The organism is Serratia sp. JSRIV004 (genome assembly GCF_019968705.1).
Taxonomy (GTDB): domain Bacteria; phylum Pseudomonadota; class Gammaproteobacteria; order Enterobacterales; family Enterobacteriaceae; genus Chania; species Chania fonticola_B.
The window spans coordinates 1410661-1433079 of record NZ_CP074140.1 but is presented as its reverse complement, the minus strand read 5'-3'; the positions used below and the strand labels follow the sequence as shown (position 1 = coordinate 1433079).

The window sequence follows — 22419 nt, the reverse complement described above, 5'->3', positions numbered from 1 at the left end:
ACTCATCAAAGGTGAGTCACTACAATTTCAAACACGCTCGATCGGTCCCCTCTCTCTACGGGAGAGGGTTAGGATGAGGGGCAATGTTTACCGGACCAGAACAGTTCACCCCCCCAGAAATAATGAATAGAGATAAACCAATGAGTGTCACGATAAAACTCAATCCTGAGCGCCGGGCCAAATACCGGCAACAAGGTTTTTGGGGCGATGCCTCGCTTGCCGATTACTGGCATCAAACCCAGCAGGCCATGCCGGAAAAGATTGCCGTGATCGACAATCGAGGAACTTCCTATACCTATGCCGCCCTCGACCGCGCGGCAAGTAGCTTGGCAACATGGCTGATCTCCTGCGGTATTCAACCGGGTGACCGCGTCGCCCTTCAGCTTCCCGGCTGGTGTGAGTTTACCGTGATCTACCTGGCCTGCCTGAAAACGGGGGCGGTTTCCGTTCCCCTGCTCCCCTCCTGGCGAGAGGCCGAGCTGGTCTGGGTGCTGAACAAATGCCAGGCCAAGGTGCTGTTCGCGCCAACCTCGTTCAGAAATACCCGGCCAATTGAGCTCATCTTGCCGCTATGCGATCAAATACCGGGCCTGCTTGAGGTGGTGGCCGTTGATAAGCTTTCCCCCGCAACAACCGTCCCCGCACTTAGCCAGTTGCTACGGGATGTTCCACCACTGATTACACCGGTCAGCGTGCATGGCGATGAGCTGGCCGCCGTGCTGTTCACCTCCGGTACCGAAGGCAAACCCAAAGGCGTGATGCTGACGCACAATAATATTCTGGCCAGCGAGCGTGCCTACTGCGCGCGGCTTAATCTCACCTGGCTGGATACCTTCCTGATGCCCGCACCGCTGGGGCATGCGACCGGTTTCTTGCACGGCGTGACGGCCCCCTTTCTGATTGGCGCACGCAGCGTCCTGCTGGATATCTTTAATCCGCTCGATTGCCTTGCCCTGCTGCAACAAGAGCGCTGTACTTGCGTACTCGGAGCAACGCCTTTTGTCTATGACCTGTTATGCACCCTGCAACAACAGCCGCACGACATCTCATCGTTACGCTTCTTCCTGTGCGGCGGCACCACCATCCCGAAAAAAATTGCCCAGGACTGCCTGCAAATGGGCATTAAACTACTCAGCGTCTACGGCTCGACGGAAAGTTCGCCACACGCGGTGGTCAACCTGGACGATCCCCTTTCCCGCGTGATCAACACCGACGGTTTTGCCGCTCCTGGGATAGAAATCAAAGTGGTGGATAAAGAGCGTAACCCACTCCCCAACGGTGAAGAAGGCGAAGAAGCCTCACGTGGCCCCAACGTATTTATGGGATATCTGGATGAGCCCGAGCTGACTGCCCGATCGCTGGATGAGGATGGCTGGTACTACAGCGGCGACCTGTGCCGCATGGATGCCGACGGCTACATTAAAATTACCGGCCGCAAGAAGGATATTATCGTGCGTGGCGGGGAAAATATCAGCAGCCGCGAAGTGGAGGATATCCTGATGCAACATCCACGTATTCATGATGCCGCGATTGTCGCCATGCCGGATGAACGATTAGGGGAAAGATCCTGCGCCTACGTGGTGCTGAAGGCCGCTTACGGCTCACTCACCCTGGAGGAGGTCATCGCGTTCTTTGGCCGCAAGCGGGTCGCCAAATACAAATACCCTGAACACCTGGTGGTGGTGGACAACCTGCCGCGTAACGCCTCAGGCAAGATACAAAAATTCCTGCTACGTCAGGATATTATCCAGCGTCTTGGCAAAGAGGTTAAACAGGCAGCCATGGGAAGAAGAGACGATGTTCGCGTTACGGAACAAGCAAAATGAAAGGCTCTGGCAACAGGGCTCGAACCTGTGTCCAGTCGGATGGAGAGCCGACTGCTCTACCACTGAGCTATACCAGAGTTAGGGCTATTATCTACGAGCCGTCAGCCCGGTCAAGCGGGCTAACCGCCTTTACCGGAAAAATAGCCCGCCTTGCGCAGTATCAGGGCGATCTCCGGCTTATCCACCACCACGCCATGAACCAGCTCCGGCGTTGGCACAAAAGGCACTGCCTGCCGATTGCGGCGTGGGCCGATCCACCCCTTGTTATAAGGATCGACGCCAAACTGCGCGCAGACCCGCTGCACATCGGCTTTGGTACAACTGCTGGCACCAGAAAACACTTCCCAAGGCAACGGCAGATGCGCCCATACCTGAGTATCCGGCTCCAACCCACCGCCAGTCTGATAGTGCCAGGCGGCGACGTCCCCAGCCATAAGGCGTAGCACTTTACCCAGGCACATCTGTTCGACCATCTCCTCCATGCCTAATACGACAGCCAGCGCAAGCCAACCTTGCCTGGCGCTGTTCCAGGCTCCAGCCAGGGCATTCCAGGTAGAGGAGTCATCGCCACGCTTTACTATCATGGTCTGGCGATTGAAGGTATTGCGTTGCCAGATCAATTGCAGCAATCCGGCCAGCTCGTTGAGCTGTGCCAGATAGAGAGTGAACAAGCTCAGCTTTTGCCGATCGTCGAGGTGCTTTACGATGTCACGTTCCGGCATGATATGGGCAATGGCGTACCAGCCCGCCGATGTCGGCGCCTGTTGTACCCGCGCCAGCAGCATCTCGCCAATCTGGTCAAAAGCACGATCCTGAGCCTGGTTGGTAAACACGCTGCGGCGGTTCATGCGGGCGGAAAGCCAGGCAATAAAGCAGGCAACGTCCGGCGTGGAAGCAAAATCCTCATAGCGGATCATCATTGCCAGCCCCGATTTGGCCATCCGGGTCGCCTGGTATTTTTGCGTTTCCAGTTGGTAGGTCGCCAGCTTGCTCTCAAAGCGCTGCAGAAAACGGAACAGCTTGTTATAGCGCCGTTTGGAGATATCCATGCCCGCCTGTCGCCGCTGCGCACGGCTGAAACGGTCGACGATAAAATTATTACTGCCTGGAGCTTTCTGGATCTCCACCGACAGTTGCTCAATCAGTTGGCGAACCTGTTGAATATCGCTGCAATCAACGCTGTCCAACACCGGGGCACCAGCAAATAACTCTCCTGCCTTCGCCACCTGTTTCTCTGGAGCGACCGGTTGACGAAATTCCTGCATCATCGAGGTCATCTGTACCAGGCCGGACTTCAGTGACCCAGTCGCTGCCTGCCGTAGCTGAGCCGTTTCCACTGGAGTCAGGGAATCTCCCAACTGCGTGAGGATCAGTTCAGCCACGTCTTCCGGCCGTAAGCGTTTTTGCAGGGAGGAGAACAGCTGAGCAAGGTTATCCATCAGGCTTAATCCGTTAAAAAGTTAAAATCTTGTGGGGTCAGGTGACGCTGGCTTCAGCCTGAGCATCTTCCAGATGACATATTGTTGACTATTTTGATAGAGGTCAATTGATCAACCCGTTTAGTCGTGAAATGTCCCCTGCGACCAAGTTAAACTCAGCGAACCTGGCCGCTTTGTTATTCCTACCGCGTTCACCGTGGAGCACAAAATTGTTTAAATACCGGATCAATTGGCTAGCGCTGATCGCTGTCGTCGCCTTGCCCACCGCTGCCAATGCGGCCACACACGTGCAAGTGGGATTTTCGCCAGAGGGCTCGGCGCGGGCGTTGGTGCTGAATATTATCGGCCACGCACATCAGTCCATCCAAATGATCGGTTATTCTTTCCAGGCACCCGATATCACCCAGGCGCTGGTAGCGGCGCACAATCGTGGAGTGGAGGTGCGCGTGGTAGTCGATAAACGCCGGAATCAGGGCAAAGCCAGCCAGGCTGCAATTAACTACGCGGCCACTCACGGCATACAGATGCGCATCGATGGGCATTATCATATTCAGCACGACAAGACGATTATTGTCGATGGCAAGACGGTGGAAACCGGCTCGTTTAACTATGCTCCCTCAGCTGAAACACAAAATAGCGAAAACGTGGTAGTACTGCGCTATATGCCCGACGTTACCAGGCAGTTCATCGCGCACTGGCAAAGCCGCTGGGATTTGGGCCTGCCTTACAAAGTGAGGCTTGAAGCCACGAAACTGCCATAATAAGTTCATCTGCAAGCGTTGCCACTTCGGGCAAGATACAAAAATTTCTGTTACGTCAGGATACTATTCTGCGCCCTGGTGAAGATGTATGCTCTGAACTCACCCACTGATAGTCAAAGCGGGCGCAGCATGCAGCGCCCCTACGGTCGAATATGTGAGACCCTACCATTCAGTTAAGGCTGGCATGCCTGGACCCGATTAACGCGCCCCAAAAACGCCATATTCCACGCTCGCCAGGTAAAAACAGAAGGCCTCTCTGACCATATCGATAAAACGGGGTTTAAGCTCAATGGTCTTGCCATCTTGCCTCAAGTTCAATAAATCTAACCGCTCGGCTGCCTGAAAACATCGCTTGATATGTGAGCGGGATACCGAAAACTCCGTCGATACTTTTAAGTAATTATATTGCACCGTTAACGTTCTTTGCCTGAGACTTTCCATATACAGGTGAAACATCATCATATGCCCCCCATCCTTGGTCAAAAATGCACGGCTATCTGGCACAACGTCATACACAAACATTTCTTTCCCTATGACTTGTATATAATTTTTGAAAAAATCCGCCATGAAATCATCGTGATCAAACCTCTGTGCAAGAGCGAACTCAGGGTAGATCATCGCGTAAGCCAGCAGCAGGGTATCAATCAACTCACGAACCTCATTTACCCCTTTGGCTGTCGGTTGGTAAGTTAATTTGCGTTTATCCTGTTCATCACGCCTGATCGCCAAGCGCCCTCCTACCTGCAAGAAAGAGATGAATGAATCCAAGGCATTAGCACTTAACAATTCATGGTTAATGCAAAGCTTCTTAACCCCTTTAAAAGAAGGGTTTTTAAAGGTGTAATAACCACCTAACATGGACCAAAAAATAATATTCCGATTGGCTTTAAACATCACTTTAAAATAGAGAGGATGAGTCATATAAATTTTATGAATCGCATTATAATAAATCTCCACTGCAGCATCCAAATCCTCACTTAGACCAATCTCACGCCTCCTACCATTGATTATTGAAACGACCACACAACAAACTCCACTCTCAGTTTATTTATCGCTAAAAATACGCAGAAAATCAAAAAACACATAACCTACCGATAATACCAAATAATGTCAATGATTGTAAAAATTATTAAAAATTATTAAAAATTATAACATAAAAAACAAACTAACAGATTGAATTAAAAGGGTTTAATAAATATTGCCACTATAATTATAATTCCTCTAATTTATAATTAATAATAATTATTACATATACCAAAATTAACAACAAAAATGGACAGTGAGTAATCCAGGATACTGTGTAAGTCTGCCTATCCTCAAGGGAATACAAGCTAAAAAGGATACCTAGCTAATGATTTACGGTGTTTAAGAGATCTCACACCTGGCAACAAGATAAGGCGCTATGTGTGAGGTCTTTTATATAAGTAACCTCAAGGAAAGGTATAGCCGATTTATACCAAAGACAGCATGTAAATATGGAGATTAAAAATGACTATCAAGAAAACCCTGCTAGCCGCTACCGTATTAGCCTCTTTAGCGCTGAGCGGTACCGTTCTGGCTGAGGTTCCCCCTGGTTCCCAAGGCAATGGCCAGATCCTGTTCAAAGGTTCGGTGTTAAAAGCCCCTTGCGGTTTAGCTCCAGGTATTGATGGCGACAACCAATCGATCAACTTGGGACAGGTTGCCGACTCCCAGTTGACCACTATCGGTTACAGCACCCCTATCGAGTTTAAAATCAAACTTATCGGCTGCACATTTGATCCCAAGGCTGCCGCCGAAACCAAAGTCAACGTCCGCTTCGATGGCATGTCTGTCGGTGGTGCCAATGGTTTCCTGGGGGTCACCGGTGATGCCAAGGGTTTGGCCATCCGTCTGTTAGATGCCGCCAACAAGCAGGTTAAGATTGCGACAAAATCCGAGCCTTATAGCTTGCGCACCGGAGACAACACCCTGCAATTCTCCGCTCAGGTCGTTGCCTTGGATGGGGAAGCGGTTATTGCCGGTCACTATGACGCATTGACCAGCTTCTCTCTGACCTATCTCTAAAACCCCCAAATCCAGTAGTAATTATCACCTAGCAGGTATGGCTTGGCCAAGCCTGCTACTTACCGACGTTCAGAAACTATTATCATGAACAATAAGAAAAATTACTCACCCGCTTCATCCCTATTGTTTTTTATCATTGTTGCACACTCAGCCTATGCAAAAAACAATGATATTGAGTTTGAGACCAGAGCCTTGGACATCCTCGATAAACAGAGTATCAGCTTGAGTAATTTTTCACGTCCTGATTATATTCCAGCGGGAAACTACCTGCTGTCGTTAAAGTTGAATAATAGAACTGTTGGCACCCTCCAGTTCCAGTTAATCGACATCGAGGGGGACAGCAAGGTTTGCTTTACCCCGGAACTGTTGCAGAAATTTGATTTAAAAAGTAGTGCCTTGCAGGGAATAATGGAACACCACGCACCAGGGGATAGCACCTGCATTATCGTTGAGGATTATGCAGGCAGCACGGTGAGAATCGATCGTAAAAAGAGCGAACTGCTGCTGACGATCCCGCAGGCAGCGTTAAAGTATAACGATCCCAACTGGATACCACCGGCGCAATGGGATGAAGGCATTCCCGGCATCCTGCTTGATTATAACGCCAGTGGCAACGTCTATCAGAATAAGCAGGGTTCAAACTACCTGTCATTATCTGGCTACGGGACTGCCGGTGTGAACTACGGTTCCTGGCGCCTGAGAAGTCACCATCAGGCATTTTTATATAAAGGCCGGCAGGGCGAAAAGCAATCGCGCTTCAGCACGCCAACGGCTTACCTGGCGCGTTCACTCAATGATGCCGGTGCTCATTTAACTCTCGGCAGAAACTATCTTTCATCCGATGTTTTCGACGCCATGGACTATACCGGGGTTGCCATTATCAGCGACGATCGCATGCTGCCACCGGCATTGCGTGGCTATGCGCCGGTCATCGAAGGAGTTGCCAACAGCAACGCCAAAATTATCATCACCCGGGGTGATAATAACGTTATCTATGAAAAGTTGGTGCCGCCCGGCAACTTTATCATCAACGATCTCACCGACATGACCTCTGGCGAGTTAAAAATAACCATCCGCGAGGAAAATGGTGAGGAGAGAACGTCAACCATTCAAACCTCCAACGTTCCTTTCCTGACGCGTTCCGGTCATGTCAGATATAAAGTCATGATGGGGCAATCAAATAACAATGGAAGTTTCAATCCGTATCTCGCCACCGGTGAAGCCTCTCTCGGCATCTTTTCAGGAACGTCACTGTTTGGCGGCTTTATCCTTACCGATAAACAGTACTACGCTATCAACGGGGGTATTGGTTACGATATGGGCATACTGGGTGCCCTATCCTTCGACTTGACCCACACCGATGCACAGCTGACAGACTCCCGCCCGCGGGGCCAAAGCTACCGTTTCAACTACTCGAAAATGTTCGACAGCATTGATAGCCAAATTACCTTTGCGGGCTACCGTTTCTCAGAGGAAAGCTTCCTGACGCTCAATGATTTTATCACACTGAAAACTAGCCCGGATTATATCAGCACCAGCAAGGAAAGTTACAATATCGTCGCCAGCAAGAGCTTTAGCGATCTCGGGTTCTCACTGAACGCCATTTATACCAAGCAAACCTACTGGCAGGACGTTTCCGACAGTAATACCTACGGGTTAAGCGTGTCAAAATCCTTTGACTTCGCCGGCCTGAAAAATATCAATACCTATCTCTCGGTAAACCGCACAGAGTATAAGAAAAGCTTTTATTCACAGAGCCAGAAAAACAACAACTCAATCTACCTGAGTTTTAATATCCCATTAGGTGCCAAAAGCTATATGAATACCGCTATGCGTACCAATAACGGTAAATTATCACCGAGCCTGTCCTATACCAATAATGTTGACCCCAATAATACCTGGTCCGTTGGCGCCAACGCCTATGAGGGCTTGCGGCAAGGTAAGATCAATGCCAACTCCTCGCAAAAAATGGCCAAGGTCGCCACCACCTTAAACGCATCGATGAGTGACGACGATTACTATCTGGGCGGCAGCATCAAGTCCGGGTTCACGACCACCGCTCATGGCACCGTTATGCACCGTGACGGCTACGCCGGAAACTCAAGACTGCTGCTCGACACTAAGGGTATTGCCGGTGTTTACGTTGGCAATGGAGACCGCAACGAGCCCACCAACGCCCAAGGCTTGGCCATCATCAACGACGTCCCGGAATATTACCGTACCGATTACTCGATTGATACTAAACGACTCCCCGATGATGTTGATGGTTCAGTCGCCAACATCCAAACGGTGCTAACCAAAGGGGCGATTGGCTATCGCAGACTCAAGGTTTACCGGGGGATCAAAGCCTTTATTCGGTTAACCGATCCCCAGGGCCGACCGATCCCGTTTGGCACCACCGTTGAAGACGCTGCTGAGAAGAGAAGCGTTGGCATGGTGGGTGAAAATGGCGAGGTCTATATTTCCGGAGTCAGCAGTGATTCCACCCTAAAAGCGATGGATGCGGCTGGCCGACACTGTTTCTTCAGCCTGCAGGGCCAGAATGTATCGCTGTCTTTCACCTCTTCTACGGTATGTAAAACCCAATAATCTCACAAGGATATTCCCATGTTCCCACAGGCTACCAAGCTATTTTTTATCCTGATGCTAGCAGGTTTTAGCGTCTCCCAGGCCAACGCGGCGATCTCTATTGATAGAACTCGCGTGATTATGATGGGTGATGAAAAATCGGCACCGGTTAATATTATTAACCACAGTAAAAAATTACCTTATCTGGCACAAAGCTGGCTAGAAAATGAAAATGAAGAAAAAATAAACTCCCCCCTTACCGTGCTGCCACCGCTACAACGGCTGGAACAAGACACTACAGTGCAGGTAAACATTACCCCGTTGCCGGCTGCGGCTCAATTACCTCAGGATAGAGAGTCATTGTTCTTCTATAACCTGCAGGAGATCCCACCAAAATCTGAAAAGAGCAACGTCGTGCAGTTAGCTTTACGGATTAAAATAAAGGTCTTCTACCGCCCTGCGAGCCTGAAAAAAATGGCCATGGAGGTTTGGCAAGAGAAGTTAGTGCTTACCCCCGTCAATAATGGCGTGAAGATCGTCAATCCTACGCCTTTTTATATCGTTATCCCGACCCTCAGCGTAGCGAGCAAACCGCTATCACTGTCGGATGAGGCTATAACGCTTAAGCCGCTGAGTGACGTCACTGTGCCAAACGCGCTGGTAAAAAACCAGGCCATCCAACTACAGTACATTAATGATTATGGCTCTTATAACGCAATAAATTATCATTGCACAGCGAGCCAGTGCGATGTGGTAAAAGACGATAAAAGTCGCCCTTGATATTGAGGCTATTATTATGATCAAGTTTATCCTGAGCTTCTGTATAGGGCTTTTCTCTGTTAACACCGCCTGGGCTGAGTCAGTTATTGCCTGCGATTGGACGCCAAGCCCTAGCCTCATTCCTGCCGTAAGCCTCGGTAGCCTGATCAAGGGAAGGATCCAAAGGGGCACTGAAGATATTAATTGTTATCAAGACGAAGAGGGTATTAAGCATTGTGACAAAAAAGATATCTGGAAAATTCCCAACGGCATCTACTCCACCAGCCAAACCGCCAGGGTAATCTGCATCAACTTTGGCGATAAAGCAGAGATGATCACCTATAAGTTTTCCAAGGCCAGCGATCTGGATATTCCCATCCCTGCCAATTCTAACGTATGGAAAAACCTGACCTTAACGATCTCCGGTGCCGGTTCGCAGAGAACCTTTAGCAATATTGAAAACATGGAACACGATAAGCAGTTTACCTGGAACGATACCACTTTGGCACCATGCCAAAAAACTTGCTGGGATCTGGAGCTCGCCACGCCACGCTATACCAAGAGTTTAACGTTTAATTTTCGCGTACAACCCAAAATATTTAAAACCGATTATAACGTTAACCCTTTCTATGATCTGCAAGACTCGGTCGGCGCCCTGTGGATAATTTCTGGCTCGGATACCGATATGGCCTGGTCAACAACCAGCACCCCCTACTTGATTATCTGCGGCCTAAACGGAAATGACGGATCGACTTCCTGCGGTACTAACAGCAGCATCGGTAGCGGAGGCGGGGGCGGGGGCGGTTCGATGAGACCACCGATCAAGCAGTGTACCTTGACCGTTGTCACCCCGGATGTGGTGGCATTCCAGCCGATCTCCTCTGACGATCTCAGCCGTGGCAGAGTCCGTAGTGAGGACTTCACCATGACCGTGATAAAAGGACCAGACCAATCCACCACCTGTATGGGTAGCGCCTATAATCTGCCCGGTGAAATCAAAACCCAAGGCGGTTACCCAATCAGCTCGACCTTTTGGGGGATTAGCCATAGCTCAGGAGCGCCACAGGGTATCGGCCTCAAGCTGTTTGATTTAGGTAAAGGTGCATACTTGAAATTCAACCAAAAATACTCCAGCTTTATTAGTGATATCAGCAGCATCAGCGAATCAAAAAGGATGCGGGCTGAAATATCCGCCACCACCAAGGATCTAAAAAAAATCAAGGATGGTGAATACAGCCAGGTGCTGACCTTCGAAGTTGCCATGCCGTGAATGTTATTGGGAAGGAAAGCAATGATGAACAGCAAATGTTTACTTCTATTTGCCGCAACGCTGTTGCCCACCGCTGCTCATGCGGAAATCAAGGCGAGCAGTAGCACTCAGTTTGTGGGCAGGATTACTGTCGCCACCTGCAATATCGTGGTCGGTGATGATAATCAAACGATCAACATGGGCGAAATATCCAGCGCCGAGCTTGATGCCAAAGGGAAATCTACACCGGTGCCCTTCCTCATCAATTTATACGGCTGCGATACAGAAAATAAGAACGTCAAGATTGCGTTCGACAGAACGGGGACCGGCGCATCTGGCAGTTTGATTCCGGTTGATGGCATGAGTGGTATCGCGTTAGGGCTGCTGGACAGTGATGGCAGCCCGCTGTATTTTGGCAAAAAGAATAGCGGCCAAAAAATTAAAAAAGGCGATAACACCCTGCTTTTCTCGGCTTACATCGCTAAAACGGGGCCGATTAATTCAGGGTCATTTAGCCGCTTGCTGCACTATACGCTGTACTATGATTAACCTTATGTGTGCAGTCTTTGCCTTGCTCAGTTGAGCTTGGGCCAATTCGCCTGCCAGGCTAAGATTGCCGACCAGGTCAGCCACAAAAAATCCGCAGTACCAGCACAAACAGCAGGGTTCATTCGCTTATTAATGAATCCTGCTAATTAACCCTAGCGAATTACTCCCTCTAATCAATTAAATCACGCCGAGTAAAACTTTTCACACACCACAGATCGGCCGATCGATACCGCGACCAGCGCTTTCTTCTCGCATCGCGATCCGGCCAGGGTGGAATAGCTAGCCAGCCGCAAACTCGACGTTTAACGATAAAATAGGAGGAACTCCCGAATGCAAACACGTTATCTCGGTAAGTCCGGGCTGGAAGTGTCAGCGCTCGGCCTGGGCTGCATGGGGTTGAGCTTCGGCAACGGATACGCGTCAGGCCGTTGAACTGATCCGCGCAGCCGTTGAGCGTGGCGGGCACCGTGATAGCAGGCTGCGCACCGCATGTTCGCCCGCCGCTTTGGTAAAAACTCTCTCCCTCGCCACGGCGAGAAAAACCTGTAGCTCATTGAAGTTTTCTTTCAGCATGCGTATTTCCTTGGTTGACGTAAACCTTGCCAGTTCGCACAGAACTTATGAAATGGGTTCATAGACACTACCATTTTAGCCCCGTTAACGACCAAGGTTGCTGATAAATCGCCAACAAAAATGTTCTCATACCGCCAGATTTTTTGGATGGTGCTATATTTTATGAACTGACCTCTCCCCACCGAGAGGATATATGAAAAGACATCCTTTTAGCATTGCCTTAGGTGTTTTATCTACCGACATGTCATTGTCGGCGTGCACTGCCAAAGTAGATGAAAAATATCACTATTCATAAATTATTATCCACTACAGTCAATGATAACCCACTACTACACGCCTAACAGACAAGGTGGCGCAACCCATAGCGCACGTACCTAATCCGTCGGGTGAGTTTACTTAGCCGAGGCCACCATGTTCTTAAATTACTTTGCGTTAGGCGTACTCATTGTTGTTTTCCTCGTTATTTTTTACGGGATCATTATTCTCCATGACATTCCTTATCTGATTGCAAAATCACGCAATCATCCGCATGCAGACGCGATCCATGTTGCGGGTTGGGTCAGTTTGTTTACTCTGCATGTGATGTGGCCTTTTTTATGGATATGGGCCACGTTGTATCGCCCAGAGCGCGGTTGGGGCATGCAAGGCCAGCAAGATCCCTTTGCCCGCTTAGAGCAAAGAATAACCGAGCTGGAACAGAGCATCAGCGAAACCAAAACACCTTCTGCGGAGTAACTGCATGGACTTGCTCATTATTCTTACCTATGTCGCGTTGGCCTATGGCATATTCAAAATATTTAAAATCCCGGTAAACAAATGGACGGTCCCCACCGCAGCATTGGGTGGCGTTGTTTTAGTCGGCGCCCTGATTTTATTAATGAATTATAACCACCCTTATACTTTTCAAGCACAAAAGGCCGTGGTTTCCATTCCCATTACTCCGCAAGTTACCGGCATTGTCAGTGAGGTCACTGATAAGCAGAATACCTTTATAAAAAAAGGGGACGTACTTTTTAAAATAGAGCCCACCCGATACCAGGCACGTGTCGATAGATTACAGGCCGATTTAATGACGGCAATCCATAGCATCCAGGTGCTCCAGGGGCAATTAGATGAAGCCGTCGCCCATACCTCGGGGGTGATTGCCGAACGCGATCGTTTATATAAAGACTACCAGCGCTATCTTAGAGGAAGCCGGGCCAGGGTAAACCCGTTCTCCGAAAGCGACATTGATAACGCCAGGCAAAATTTTCTGGCGCAGGATGCGCTGGTGAAAAGTTCATTGGCTGAACAGGCACAGATAAAAAGCCAGTTAAGCAGCGTCGTCAACGGAGAACAGTCGCAGATAGTCAGCCTCCGTGCCCAGTTAACAGAAGCCAAATACAATCTCGACCAAACCGTGGTTCGCGCCCCCAGTAATGGCTATGTAACCCAGGTGCTTATCCGCCCAGGAACCTACGCGGCAGCGCTGCCACTGCGCCCGGTGATGGTGTTTATCCCGCAGCAAAAACGGCAAATCGTCGCGCAATTCAGACAAAATTCGCTGTTACGCCTGAAATCGGGCGATCAAGCCGAGATCGTCTTCAATGCGCTACCTGGCCAGGTGTTTCAGGGGAGACTGACCAGCATACTTCCCGTCGTTCCCAGCGGGACGTACCAGGCGCAGGGAACCCTGCAATCATTGAGCATGATACCCGGCTCCGATGGCGTGCTGGCGGTGATTGAGTTAGAGCCGAATGCGGATGTTGATGCTTTGCCAGATGGGATATTTGCCCAGGTGGCGGTGTATTCCGACCACTTTACCCATGTTTCCGTAATGCGTAAGGTGCTGCTGCGCATGACAAGCTGGATGCACTATCTCTATCTTGATCATTGATCGTAACAACGCGGCCGGATGAATGGATAGCGATAGTCCAATTTATGACGCTGATCTGGCGCATCATCTCGTAGAAAGACGATGGGCTTTAGGGAAGTCATTGTATCGACAAAGGCGTAAACTGATTTCTGGTAGACAAACGTGTATTTTTTGCCCCTGGGAGGCCTGATGCTTGATTCCTTTTACTGGATTAATGAACCTGAACAATGGCAGTGCGATCACGGTAAGTTAAGCGTTGTCACAAATGACAAAACCGACTTCTGGCAAAAAACCTGGTACGGGTTTGAGCGTTTTTCAGGGCACATCTTCGCCACCGACGTCAGTGAAGATTTCACTTTTCAGGTAAAGGTCTGCGCGGACTTCACCACGCTGTATGACCAGGCCGGGATCATGTTCATGACCGATGACCAGCACTGGCTTAAAGCCGGTATTGAGTTTAACGACGGTGCCCCCGCAATAGGCAGCGTGCTGACGCTGGAGAACTCAGACTGGGCAACCGGCACCTTAGCGGGGGATCCACGTGAGTTTTGGCTTCGCTTGACCCGCAAAGGCAACAGCCTGCGATTACAGTACTCAATGGAGGGTCATCACTGGCCGCTGCTACGCTTATGTTACTTTCCGCAAGGCGCAGCGAAAATCGGTGTGATGTGCTGCACGCCTGAACGTCGTGGGTTATCGGTGGACTTCCTGAATATCACGCTGACTCCGCCGGTGGATAAAGCGTTGCATGACCTGAGTTAATCGTTCGAGTCTATGCGGTTCAGTATGCTGGATCGCCTTCACTGCCCGCGCGACAACATTAACGCTGATGTATCAAGGATCACACTTTTCAGCGCCAGCTTATTCCCATACAAATAATGCGTGTTACTATTCCCGCCGTAAAACCCTTTCAACTCATACCGAGGCTTTGATGCTGGAGAATGTAATCATCCGATAATCAGCTGCCCGACCTTTCCAGGCCGGACTGATTATCAATGCGCCGAAATCGAATGCGGACACCGCTGGGTGTTTGCACGTTTTGCACATGATGATTAACAGGTTTTTCAGCATGAATTTATCCCGTCAGGAACAACGTACCTTACACGTTCTCGCCAAAGGTGGACGTATTGCGCACGTCCGAGATGCCTCCGGCCGCGTCACTTCCGTTGAATGTTACAGCCGCGAAGGGCTGTTGCTTAGCGACTGCACGCTAGCCGTATTCAAAAAACTCAAAACCAAAAAGCTGATCAAGTCCGTCAATGGTCAGCCATATCGCATCAATACCAGCGGGCTGAACAATGTTCGCGCCCAGTTGGACAACCGCTAAGGAGAGTGTCATGGATATCCCACGTATTTTCACTATCAGCGAAAGTGCTCACCGCATCCATAATCCGTTCACACCCGAGAAGTACGCGACTCTCGGCGCGGTGTTACGTATGGAACCAGGTACGCGAGTGCTCGACCTCGGCAGCGGTTCGGGGGAGATGCTCTGCACCTGGGCACGCGATTACAACATCACCGGTACGGGTATCGACATGAGCCCGTTATTCAGTGCACAAGCCAGGCTGCGAGCAGAGGAGCTCGGTGTAGCCGAACGCGTTGAGTTTATCCATAACGACGCTGCCGGTTACATAGCCGATCAAAAATGTGAAGTAGCGGCCTGCGTCGGTGCTACCTGGATAGCCGGAGGTGTCGCCGGGACTATCGAACTGCTGAGTAAAAGCCTCAAGCCTGGCGGGATCATCCTTATCGGTGAACCTTATTGGCGTCTGTTGCCACCGACGGAAGAGATCGCCAAAGAGTGTGGCGCTACTGCCCTTGCCGACTTTCTCCCCCTGGCAGAGCTTGTCACCTCTTTTGACACGCTCGGTTACGACGTCGTAGAAATGGTGTTGGCAGATCAGGAAGGTTGGGACAGGTACGTAGCGGCCATGTGGCTGACGATGCGCCGATGGTTGGAGGCAAACCCCGATGATGAGCTCGCAGAGGAAGTTCGGACGCAGTTGACGAGCGCGCCTAAACGCCACGTGGCGTCCACGCGTGAATACCTTGGCTGGGGAGTTTTTGCGTTGATGGCTCGATGATCAAAAGCTGCGAGTGAGCCAATAGCCAGAAACAATAAGGGCGCAGTATCTACACACTGCGCCCTTTAGCATCATTTAAACCTGAACCTAGCTGCGCACCAAATCGTCGCCGTAGCCAATCCACTTATAGGTGGTCAGCGCATCCAGCCCCATCGGGCCGCGGGCGTGCAGTTTCTGGGTGCTGACCGCAACTTCTGCGCCCAAACCAAACTGGCCGCCGTCGGTAAAGCGGGTGCTGGCGTTGACGTATACCGCAGAAGAATCCACCGCACGGACAAAATACTCAGCGTTGCTCAGCGAGCGCGTCAAAATGGCATCGGAATGGCTGGTGCCGTGGGTGCGAATATGATCGATGGCCTGATCGATATCTTCCACCAGCGTCACGTTCAAATCCAACGATAGCCATTCGTCATCGTAATCTTCTGCGGCCACTGCAACCACCTTCGCTGGCCCTTCCTGCAACAACGGCATGGCGTTATCGCTGGCGTGCAACGTTACCCCAACGGCGGCCATACGCACGCTCAATGCAGGCAGGAAGCTGTTAGCGATAGTCCGATTAACCAGCAGGGTTTCGACCGAGTTACAGGCGCTTGGCCGCTGTATCTTGGCATTTTCGATGATGGTCAGCGCCTTGTCGTAGTCTACGCTGTCGTCTACATAGATATGGCACACGCCGATACCGCCGGTGATCACCGGAATGGTCGATTGCTCGCGGCACAGCTTATGCAGCCCGGCACCGCCCCGTGGGATCAGCATGTCTACATAGCGATCCATTCGCAGCAGTTCATTCACCAACTCACGATCCGGGCTTTCGATCGCCTGCACCGCCGCCGCTGGCAGCCCGCACTGTTCCAGCGCCTGCTGGATCACTTTCACCGTCGCCTGATTGGTGTGGTGAGTCTCTTTACCGCCGCGCAAGATCACCGCATTACCGGTTTTCAAGCACAGGCTGGCGACGTCAATGGTGACGTTGGGGCGCGCTTCATAGATCACGCCAATCACCCCGAGCGGCACACGACGGCGCTCCAGCTTCAGGCCGCTGTCCAGCAGATTGCCGTCCAGCACGTGGCCAACCGGATCGCTCAGGCGGCAGACCTGGCGCACATCGTTGGCGATCGCCGCCAGACGCGCTGGAGTCAACAACAGACGATCCAACAGGGCTTCAGTCATCCCGGTGGCACGCGCCTGCGCCATATCCTGCTCATTCGCCTGTAGAATTTCCTCGCTGCGGGCTTCCAACATGTCGGCCATCACCGCCAACACCTGGTTCTTTTTCGCCGTGCTCAGTACCGCCAACTGCCAGGAAGCCTGTTTGGCGGCTTTCCCCATCTGCTCGAGCATGTTCACTCCTTAACTTACGATCATATCGTCGCGATGCACGGCCACCGGGCCATATTCATAGCCCAGGATCTCGCTGATTTGCTGCGAGTGGTGCCCGGCAATCATGCGCATGGCATCGCTGTTATAACGGCTGACGCCATGAGCCAGATCGCGCCCCGCCAGATTGCGGATGCGGATCACCTCACCACGTGAGAAATCACCTTTAACATCGCGGATACCCTTCGGCAGCAGTGAACTGCCACGGGCCATCATGGCTTCTACCGCCCCATCGTCAACGGTGATCTCGCCCGCAGGCGGCGCACCGAAGATCCAGCGTTTGCGGTTCTCCAATGGGGTTTCCAGCGCATGGAAGCGGGTGCCCACCGGGTTGCCTTCAATCACATCTGCCACTACGCCCGGCTTGCTGCCAGCAGCGATAATCACATCAATGCCAGCACGGCAGGCCACATCGGCGGCCTGTAGCTTGGTACCCATGCCGCCGGTACCCAAACCGGAAACGCTGTCGCCCGCAATGGCTCTCAGCGCATCGTCAACGCCATGCACTTCACGGATCAACTCGGCTTGCGGGTTATTACGCGGGTCAGCGGTATATAAGCCCTGCTGATCGGTCAGCAGCAGCAGTTTATCCGCCCCGGCCAAAATGGCAGCCAGTGCAGACAGGTTATCGTTGTCGCCGACTTTGATTTCTGCGGTGGCAACCGCGTCGTTCTCATTAATCACCGGGACAATGCGGTTGTCCAGCAGCGCGGTCATGGTGTCACGCGCGTTGAGGAAGCGCTCGCGGTCTTCCAGATCGGCACGTGTCAGCAGCATCTGCCCGATATGAATGCCATAGATCGAGAAAAGTTGTTCCCACAGCTGGATCAGCCGGCTTTGCCCCACCGCCGCCAGCAACTGCTTGGAAGCGATGGTAGCGGGCAATTCGGGGTAGCCCAGGTGTTCACGCCCGGCAGCAATCGCCCCGGAAGTAACAATAACAATGCGGTGGCCCGCTGCATGTTGCTGGGCGCATTGGCGCACCAGTTCGACAATATGGGCACGGTTCAGACGCAGCGAACCGCCGGTCAACACGCTGGTACCCAATTTCACAACCAATGTCTGGCTGCCGTTCATAATAGTTCTGCCGTTGGAGTTAAAAGGAATGCATGACGTTGTAACAGGAGAGACGCGTTATGCCAACAGGCACAACGCGATTTCGGCGTAAATTTGCGGGGGAATTGATTTAGGCGGAGAGTTTTATCGGCTGTTCAATGAAATCATCGGCGGGTTCAAGCTTCAGCTCCATGGTGGCAAGCAGTTCACCCAGGCGACGATGGAACACGCGCAGCGTGGTTTCCAGCTTCTCTTTCACTTCAGCGTCTTTAATCTTTTCCTCGTTCCAACGCCCTTCCTTGTCAAACAGACCAAAGTGGTAGCTATAGGTGAAACGGGAATTATCGGCCTGCAGTTCGATCCACCAGCCCCAGAACTCGCGTTTTTCCGGTACTGGCTTGACGTTGACGCAGACCGCCAGGCAGTCAAAGAAAAAGCGGTCGTTCTCACATTGCCCTTCGCGCAGGTACGGCCCCAGGCTGGCAAAGCGTTTCATTAGTCGGCTTTTAGGGTGGCCACTCGGTAGCGTCATTTTTCAACCTCCACAATGTAGTCCACCCTTTTTAACAAACTGTTAAAAATTAGCAACTAGTTAGCGCATTTTATCTCTTAGCCAATCACAAATTTGCAGTAAGGATTGATGGAAACTCTGATAAACCGGCGTACGCGGGATGGCGATCAGTTTGCCGCTCAGCGAAGAAGACGCGATCAGCTGCGACTCTTCTTTGGGGCTAAGCGGATCCTCATCCCAATAGGCGGCCAGCATCGGCGTTGGGCAGCGGCGGCCCAACAGCCCCTGGGTTTTCAGGGAATAACGGTTCAACTCGGTTTTCAGCACGCTGTCAGAAGCGTTGGCCATACCCATGCGGCTAGCCAGCACGTCCATATACATATCCGGCACGTGGTCCTGGCATTTCAACTCACAGAGCAGGCTATGCACCACCGGCCCAACGCAGGCCACACCGCGCAAACGCTGCGACTCCAGATAGGCCAGGCGTACCGCCACGTTGGCACCAAAGCGGAAGCCGAAGGCGCTGACACGCGTATGGTCAACCCAAGGCACGGAAGGCAGTTGAGCCAACACCTGCTGATGCAGGAAGCTGGAGTCTTGCGTCAGCTTCCACTTATAGGATGAACCGATGGACGGCATATCGATGGTCAGCATCGCAATGCCGTGCGGCGCCAGATAATCACGGAACAGGCGGTGGTAATCGGTCTGCAAGGTATCCAGGCTACCGCACATCAGTACCGTTGGATACGGCGCCTGGCCGTTATCTGGCATATGCAGGAAGCCGGTGATGGAACTGCCGCCCTCAATGGCGAACTCCAGCTCTTTTAGCTGGTACGGCAGCAGCAATGCGGCTTCTTCATAGGCGCGATTGGAGAGCACCTCTGCCTGTTCGGCCAGCTCATCCCCTTTCAGATGCGGATAACCGGCAATGCTGTAGAGATTGGCGGCATTGAGCCAATACTGCCCGCCGACCAGCGGATCTTGTTGCTCTAATGCCCGCTGCTGCCACAGCATCCCCTGGCGCACCCATTCGTAGATCCAGTTGCCGTTTCGGTAACCGACCACGGTATCCAGCAGGTGATCGTCGCTATGCTCTGCGTTAGAGGCCGCAATGCGCGCCAACACTTCGCTGATCTCCAACGGATCGGTGCCGCGCCAGGTCCACAGCAGATGGTTGAGCATGCGATACCAGTTGCCATCGGTGTCCCCCTCCAAGGCGGAGTGCATATCAGCACCTACCGCATGATGGGCACGGGTGACTAACGTCGAGGTTTCGACATGTTTAAATGAAGGTTTGAACAGTACTTCGGAAAGGTTGGCCTGTGCCATGGTAACAACAGCCTCCTGAGACTTACATCAAGGCTTGAATAGCCGGGATATCTAGGTGCTAGTGTACCTAACTCTGGAGGTAGAAGGCGGGGAATTTACCGAATTTGACGAAACCGCTGGATAAACAACAACGCCCGGTATTGCCGGGCGTTTGAAGCAGAAGCTGATTAACGGCCGCCGATTGGTGGCACGAAGGTCACCGCCATATCCCAAGGCTGCTCGATCCAGGTGTCCTGCGGGATATCAACCACGTAATCGTCAACCAGCGGGCGGCCAGCAGGCTTGGCGAAGATGGTCACGAAATGGGCTTTCGGGTACATGTCGCGGATCGCTTTGGCGGTGCCGCCGGTATCCACTAAATCGTCAACCACGATAAAACCTTCACCATCGCCCTCGGCGCGCTTGAGCACCTTCATTTCGCGTTGGTTGTCATGGTCATAGCTGGAGATGCAGACGGTATCCACATAACGGATGCTCAACTCACGTGCCAGCAGTGAAGCAGGCACCAGGCCGCCACGGCTTACGGCAATGATGCCTTTCCATTGATCGGCAGGCAGCAGGCGGTGAGCCAGTTTGCGCGCTTGCATTTGCAACATATCCCAGGTAACAACGTATTTTTCGCTCATAGAATGGTGTCCCAGCCAGCAATGATGTGGCTTACTCAGTAGTTCAGGGGGAAAAAAGGTTGCGCGAGATTATAGAGACTGCGCGCCACGAATACCAGTTGAACCGAGGCGTTGATGCGTTTTTCCTGTGAATATCTTTGTGTCGAGCCGCCTGGCTTATCTGCGCAACCGCCCATAAAACGGGGAGTCCAAGCCGATAAACAGCGTTATACGGGGCGCGCACAGCCGCGAATAAAATGATATTCTCAGGCTCACGTGCCTGAAGCACAGATAGCTACTCACCCTAACCGCACAGCATTCACTCCTTGCTGAAAATGCTGTCACAGGAGACTTATAGTGTCTGAATTGTCTCAACTTTCGCCACAGCCGCTGTGGGATATTTTTGCCAAGATTTGCTCAATCCCACACCCTTCTTACCATGAAGAAGCGCTAGCGCAGCACATCCTCGACTGGGCCAAAGAAAAGAACCTGCATGCCGAGCGCGACCAGGTCGGCAATATTCTGCTGCGCAAGCCTGCCACCAAAGGCATGGAAAACCGCAAGCCGGTAGCGCTGCAAGCGCATCTGGATATGGTGCCGCAGAAGAACAACGATACGGTTCACGATTTCACCAAAGACCCGATCCAGCCTTATATCGACGGCGAATGGATCAAGGCTCGTGGTACCACGCTGGGTGCCGATAACGGCATCGGTATGGCGTCTGCGCTGGCGGTGCTGGCCGATGACAGCGTAGAGCATGGCCCACTGGAAGTCCTGCTGACCATGACGGAAGAAGCCGGTATGGACGGTGCCTTTGGCCTGCAGCCAAACTGGTTACAAGCCGACATCCTGATCAACACCGACTCCGAAGAAGAAGGCGAAATCTACATGGGCTGCGCCGGGGGGATTGATTTCATCACCACCCTGCCGCTGCAACGTGAAGCACTGCCAGCCGGTTACCAAACGCTGAAGCTGACCCTGAAAGGCTTGAAAGGCGGCCACTCCGGTGCCGATATCCATCACGGCCTGGGCAACGCCAACAAGCTGCTGGCCCGTTTCCTGTTTGCCCATACGCCAGAGCTGAACCTGCGCCTGCTGGAGCTGAACGGCGGTACGCTGCGTAATGCCATCCCACGTGAAGCCTCTGCCGTAGTAGCCGTTCCGGCTGCCAAAGCGGATGCGCTGAAAGCCCTGAGCCAGCAATTCCTGGCTACGCTGCAAAACGAACTGTCTGCCAAAGAGAAGAATATTACCGTTCTGCTCGAGCCAGCCACCACCGCTTTGCAGGCACTCACCACAGACTGTCAGAGCCGCTTGGTGGCACTGCTCAACGGCACCCCTAACGGCGTGATCCGCATGAGCGACGAAGTGAAAGGCGTGGTAGAAACTTCGCTGAACGTTGGCGTGGTGACCACCAGCGAGCATGAAGCCGAAATCATTTGCCTGATCCGCTCCCTGATCGACAGCGGTAAAGACTATGTGGTGGATATGCTGACCGCCTTGGGCCAACTGGCCAACGCCAAAGTGGCCCCGAAAGGCGGCTATCCGGGCTGGCAGCCAGATGCCAAATCTCCGGTGATGCAACTGGTACGCGAAACCTACCAGAAGCTGTTCAACAAGACGCCAAACATCATGGTGATCCACGCCGGGCTGGAGTGTGGTTTGTTCAAGAAGCCTTACCCACAGATGGATATGGTGTCGATTGGGCCGACCATCACCGGGCCGCACTCGCCGGATGAGCAGGTGCATATCGCCAGCGTTGGCCAATACTGGACGCTGCTGACCGCCTTGCTGAAAGCGATTCCTGAGCGCGGATAAGATATTGGGCCCAG

General features: G+C 52.1%; 20 protein-coding genes, 1 tRNA gene and 2 pseudogenes. 14 read left to right on the top strand and 9 right to left on the bottom strand.

What is annotated here, in order from left to right; translation table 11 throughout:
- The first annotated feature begins 140 nt into the window (after positions 1-140).
- Positions 141-1826 (top strand): medium-chain fatty-acid--CoA ligase, encoded by a 1686-nt coding sequence (fadK, locus tag KGP21_RS06655; RefSeq protein WP_223537562.1) that lies wholly within the window; start codon positions 141-143, stop codon positions 1824-1826.
- Between the two features lie 4 nt (positions 1827-1830).
- On the opposite strand, the gene KGP21_RS06650 is transcribed toward fadK, so the two are convergent.
- Positions 1831-1903, bottom strand: a tRNA-Glu gene (locus KGP21_RS06650).
- Between the two features lie 42 nt (positions 1904-1945).
- Positions 1946-3265 (bottom strand): hypothetical protein, encoded by a 1320-nt coding sequence (locus KGP21_RS06645; protein WP_021805569.1) that lies wholly within the window; start codon positions 3263-3265, stop codon positions 1946-1948.
- Between the two features lie 209 nt (positions 3266-3474).
- Between KGP21_RS06645 and KGP21_RS06640 the strand changes: the two genes are divergently transcribed.
- The gene (locus KGP21_RS06640) at positions 3475-4026 is read left to right on the top strand and encodes a phospholipase D family protein (RefSeq protein WP_021805570.1); all 552 of its coding nucleotides are present in this window, start codon (positions 3475-3477) and stop codon (positions 4024-4026) included.
- Between the two features lie 198 nt (positions 4027-4224).
- Here the strand turns inward: KGP21_RS06640 and KGP21_RS06635 are convergent, their stop codons facing one another.
- Positions 4225-5049 carry a hypothetical protein gene (locus KGP21_RS06635; protein ID WP_021805571.1) on the bottom strand — a complete coding sequence of 275 codons (825 nt, stop codon included), beginning with the start codon at positions 5047-5049 and terminating at the stop codon, positions 4225-4227.
- A gap of 465 nt (positions 5050-5514) precedes the next feature.
- Here KGP21_RS06635 and KGP21_RS06630 point away from each other — a divergent pair, with 465 nt between their 5' ends.
- The 6 genes and pseudogenes from KGP21_RS06630 to KGP21_RS06605 all read left to right on the top strand — a co-directional run.
- On the top strand, positions 5515-6072 hold the full coding sequence (locus KGP21_RS06630; RefSeq protein ID WP_115158575.1) for a fimbrial protein: 558 nt from the start codon (positions 5515-5517) through the stop codon (positions 6070-6072).
- A gap of 222 nt (positions 6073-6294) precedes the next feature.
- Positions 6295-8661 (top strand): fimbria/pilus outer membrane usher protein, encoded by a 2367-nt coding sequence (locus tag KGP21_RS06625; protein ID WP_245209436.1) that lies wholly within the window; start codon positions 6295-6297, stop codon positions 8659-8661.
- A gap of 18 nt (positions 8662-8679) precedes the next feature.
- Complete coding sequence (locus tag KGP21_RS06620) at positions 8680-9420, top strand: molecular chaperone (protein WP_021805574.1); 741 nt, start codon at positions 8680-8682, stop codon at positions 9418-9420.
- Between the two features lie 16 nt (positions 9421-9436).
- Entirely contained in the window at positions 9437-10669 is a 1233-nt protein-coding gene (locus KGP21_RS06615) for a hypothetical protein (protein WP_209528272.1), read from the top strand.
- A gap of 21 nt (positions 10670-10690) precedes the next feature.
- The gene (locus KGP21_RS06610) at positions 10691-11197 is read left to right on the top strand and encodes a fimbrial protein (protein WP_179249113.1); all 507 of its coding nucleotides are present in this window, start codon (positions 10691-10693) and stop codon (positions 11195-11197) included.
- A gap of 330 nt (positions 11198-11527) precedes the next feature.
- Positions 11528-11657, top strand: a pseudogene (locus tag KGP21_RS06605) (aldo/keto reductase); the annotation flags it as partial.
- Positions 11658-11662: 5 nt separating this feature from the next.
- Here KGP21_RS06605 and KGP21_RS06600 read toward each other — a convergent pair.
- Positions 11663-11770, bottom strand: a pseudogene (locus tag KGP21_RS06600) (LysR family transcriptional regulator); the annotation flags it as partial.
- Between the two features lie 411 nt (positions 11771-12181).
- Between KGP21_RS06600 and KGP21_RS06595 the strand changes: the two are divergent.
- The 5 genes from KGP21_RS06595 (at position 12182) to KGP21_RS06575 (ending at position 15709) form a co-directional block, all read left to right on the top strand.
- Entirely contained in the window at positions 12182-12505 is a 324-nt protein-coding gene (locus tag KGP21_RS06595; RefSeq protein WP_115158572.1) for a DUF3302 domain-containing protein, read from the top strand.
- A 4-nt stretch (positions 12506-12509) separates the two neighbouring features.
- Complete coding sequence (locus tag KGP21_RS06590) at positions 12510-13646, top strand: HlyD family secretion protein (protein ID WP_021805579.1); 1137 nt, start codon at positions 12510-12512, stop codon at positions 13644-13646.
- A 168-nt stretch (positions 13647-13814) separates the two neighbouring features.
- Entirely contained in the window at positions 13815-14387 is a 573-nt protein-coding gene (locus KGP21_RS06585; protein ID WP_223537560.1) for a DUF1349 domain-containing protein, read from the top strand.
- 307 nt (positions 14388-14694) lie between these two features.
- Entirely contained in the window at positions 14695-14952 is a 258-nt protein-coding gene (locus tag KGP21_RS06580; protein ID WP_021805582.1) for a YjhX family toxin, read from the top strand.
- Positions 14953-14962: 10 nt separating this feature from the next.
- On the top strand, positions 14963-15709 hold the full coding sequence (locus KGP21_RS06575; RefSeq protein ID WP_223537558.1) for a cyclopropane-fatty-acyl-phospholipid synthase family protein: 747 nt from the start codon (positions 14963-14965) through the stop codon (positions 15707-15709).
- 87 nt (positions 15710-15796) lie between these two features.
- Here the strand turns inward: KGP21_RS06575 and proA are convergent, their stop codons facing one another.
- The 5 genes from proA to gpt all read right to left on the bottom strand — a co-directional run bounded on the left by proA (position 15797) and on the right by gpt (position 20608).
- Complete coding sequence (proA, locus tag KGP21_RS06570; RefSeq protein WP_209523787.1) at positions 15797-17050, bottom strand: glutamate-5-semialdehyde dehydrogenase; 1254 nt, start codon at positions 17048-17050, stop codon at positions 15797-15799.
- A gap of 9 nt (positions 17051-17059) precedes the next feature.
- Positions 17060-18163, bottom strand: a complete 1104-nt coding sequence (proB, locus tag KGP21_RS06565; RefSeq protein ID WP_021805585.1) for a glutamate 5-kinase — start codon at positions 18161-18163, stop codon at positions 17060-17062.
- A 109-nt stretch (positions 18164-18272) separates the two neighbouring features.
- Positions 18273-18674, bottom strand: a complete 402-nt coding sequence (gene crl / locus KGP21_RS06560) for a sigma factor-binding protein Crl (protein ID WP_021805586.1) — start codon at positions 18672-18674, stop codon at positions 18273-18275.
- A 60-nt stretch (positions 18675-18734) separates the two neighbouring features.
- The gene (gene frsA / locus KGP21_RS06555) at positions 18735-19982 is read right to left on the bottom strand and encodes an esterase FrsA (RefSeq protein ID WP_021805587.1); all 1248 of its coding nucleotides are present in this window, start codon (positions 19980-19982) and stop codon (positions 18735-18737) included.
- A 167-nt stretch (positions 19983-20149) separates the two neighbouring features.
- Positions 20150-20608, bottom strand: coding sequence for a xanthine phosphoribosyltransferase (gene gpt, locus KGP21_RS06550; protein WP_021805588.1), 459 nt, complete (start codon positions 20606-20608; stop codon positions 20150-20152).
- A gap of 336 nt (positions 20609-20944) precedes the next feature.
- On the opposite strand from gpt, the gene pepD reads away from it, so the two are divergent.
- Positions 20945-22405: a beta-Ala-His dipeptidase gene (gene pepD / locus KGP21_RS06545; RefSeq protein WP_021805589.1), complete on the top strand. Its 1461-nt coding sequence runs from the start codon at positions 20945-20947 to the stop codon at positions 22403-22405.
- Positions 22406-22419: the final 14 nt, after the last annotated feature.

Excerpts from the sequence above, each read along its gene's own strand:
- KGP21_RS06580 (WP_021805582.1), top strand. The coding sequence starts at position 14,695 with ATGAATTTATCCCGTCAGGAACAACGTACCTTACACGTTCTCGCCAAA.
- KGP21_RS06610 (WP_179249113.1), top strand. The coding sequence starts at position 10,691 with ATGATGAACAGCAAATGTTTACTTCTATTTGCCGCAACGCTGTTGCCC.
- proB (WP_021805585.1), bottom strand. The coding sequence starts at position 18,163 with ATGAACGGCAGCCAGACATTGGTTGTGAAATTGGGTACCAGCGTGTTG.
- KGP21_RS06585 (WP_223537560.1), top strand. The coding sequence starts at position 13,815 with ATGCTTGATTCCTTTTACTGGATTAATGAACCTGAACAATGGCAGTGC.
- KGP21_RS06645 (WP_021805569.1), bottom strand. The coding sequence starts at position 3,265 with ATGGATAACCTTGCTCAGCTGTTCTCCTCCCTGCAAAAACGCTTACGG.
- KGP21_RS06620 (WP_021805574.1), top strand. The coding sequence starts at position 8,680 with ATGTTCCCACAGGCTACCAAGCTATTTTTTATCCTGATGCTAGCAGGT.
- KGP21_RS06575 (WP_223537558.1), top strand. The coding sequence starts at position 14,963 with ATGGATATCCCACGTATTTTCACTATCAGCGAAAGTGCTCACCGCATC.
- crl (WP_021805586.1), bottom strand. The coding sequence starts at position 18,674 with ATGACGCTACCGAGTGGCCACCCTAAAAGCCGACTAATGAAACGCTTT.
- fadK (WP_223537562.1), top strand. The coding sequence starts at position 141 with ATGAGTGTCACGATAAAACTCAATCCTGAGCGCCGGGCCAAATACCGG.
- gpt (WP_021805588.1), bottom strand. The coding sequence starts at position 20,608 with ATGAGCGAAAAATACGTTGTTACCTGGGATATGTTGCAAATGCAAGCG.
- KGP21_RS06595 (WP_115158572.1), top strand. The coding sequence starts at position 12,182 with ATGTTCTTAAATTACTTTGCGTTAGGCGTACTCATTGTTGTTTTCCTC.
- KGP21_RS06615 (WP_209528272.1), top strand. The coding sequence starts at position 9,437 with ATGATCAAGTTTATCCTGAGCTTCTGTATAGGGCTTTTCTCTGTTAAC.
- KGP21_RS06630 (WP_115158575.1), top strand. The coding sequence starts at position 5,515 with ATGACTATCAAGAAAACCCTGCTAGCCGCTACCGTATTAGCCTCTTTA.
- KGP21_RS06590 (WP_021805579.1), top strand. The coding sequence starts at position 12,510 with ATGGACTTGCTCATTATTCTTACCTATGTCGCGTTGGCCTATGGCATA.
- proA (WP_209523787.1), bottom strand. The coding sequence starts at position 17,050 with ATGCTCGAGCAGATGGGGAAAGCCGCCAAACAGGCTTCCTGGCAGTTG.
- frsA (WP_021805587.1), bottom strand. The coding sequence starts at position 19,982 with ATGGCACAGGCCAACCTTTCCGAAGTACTGTTCAAACCTTCATTTAAA.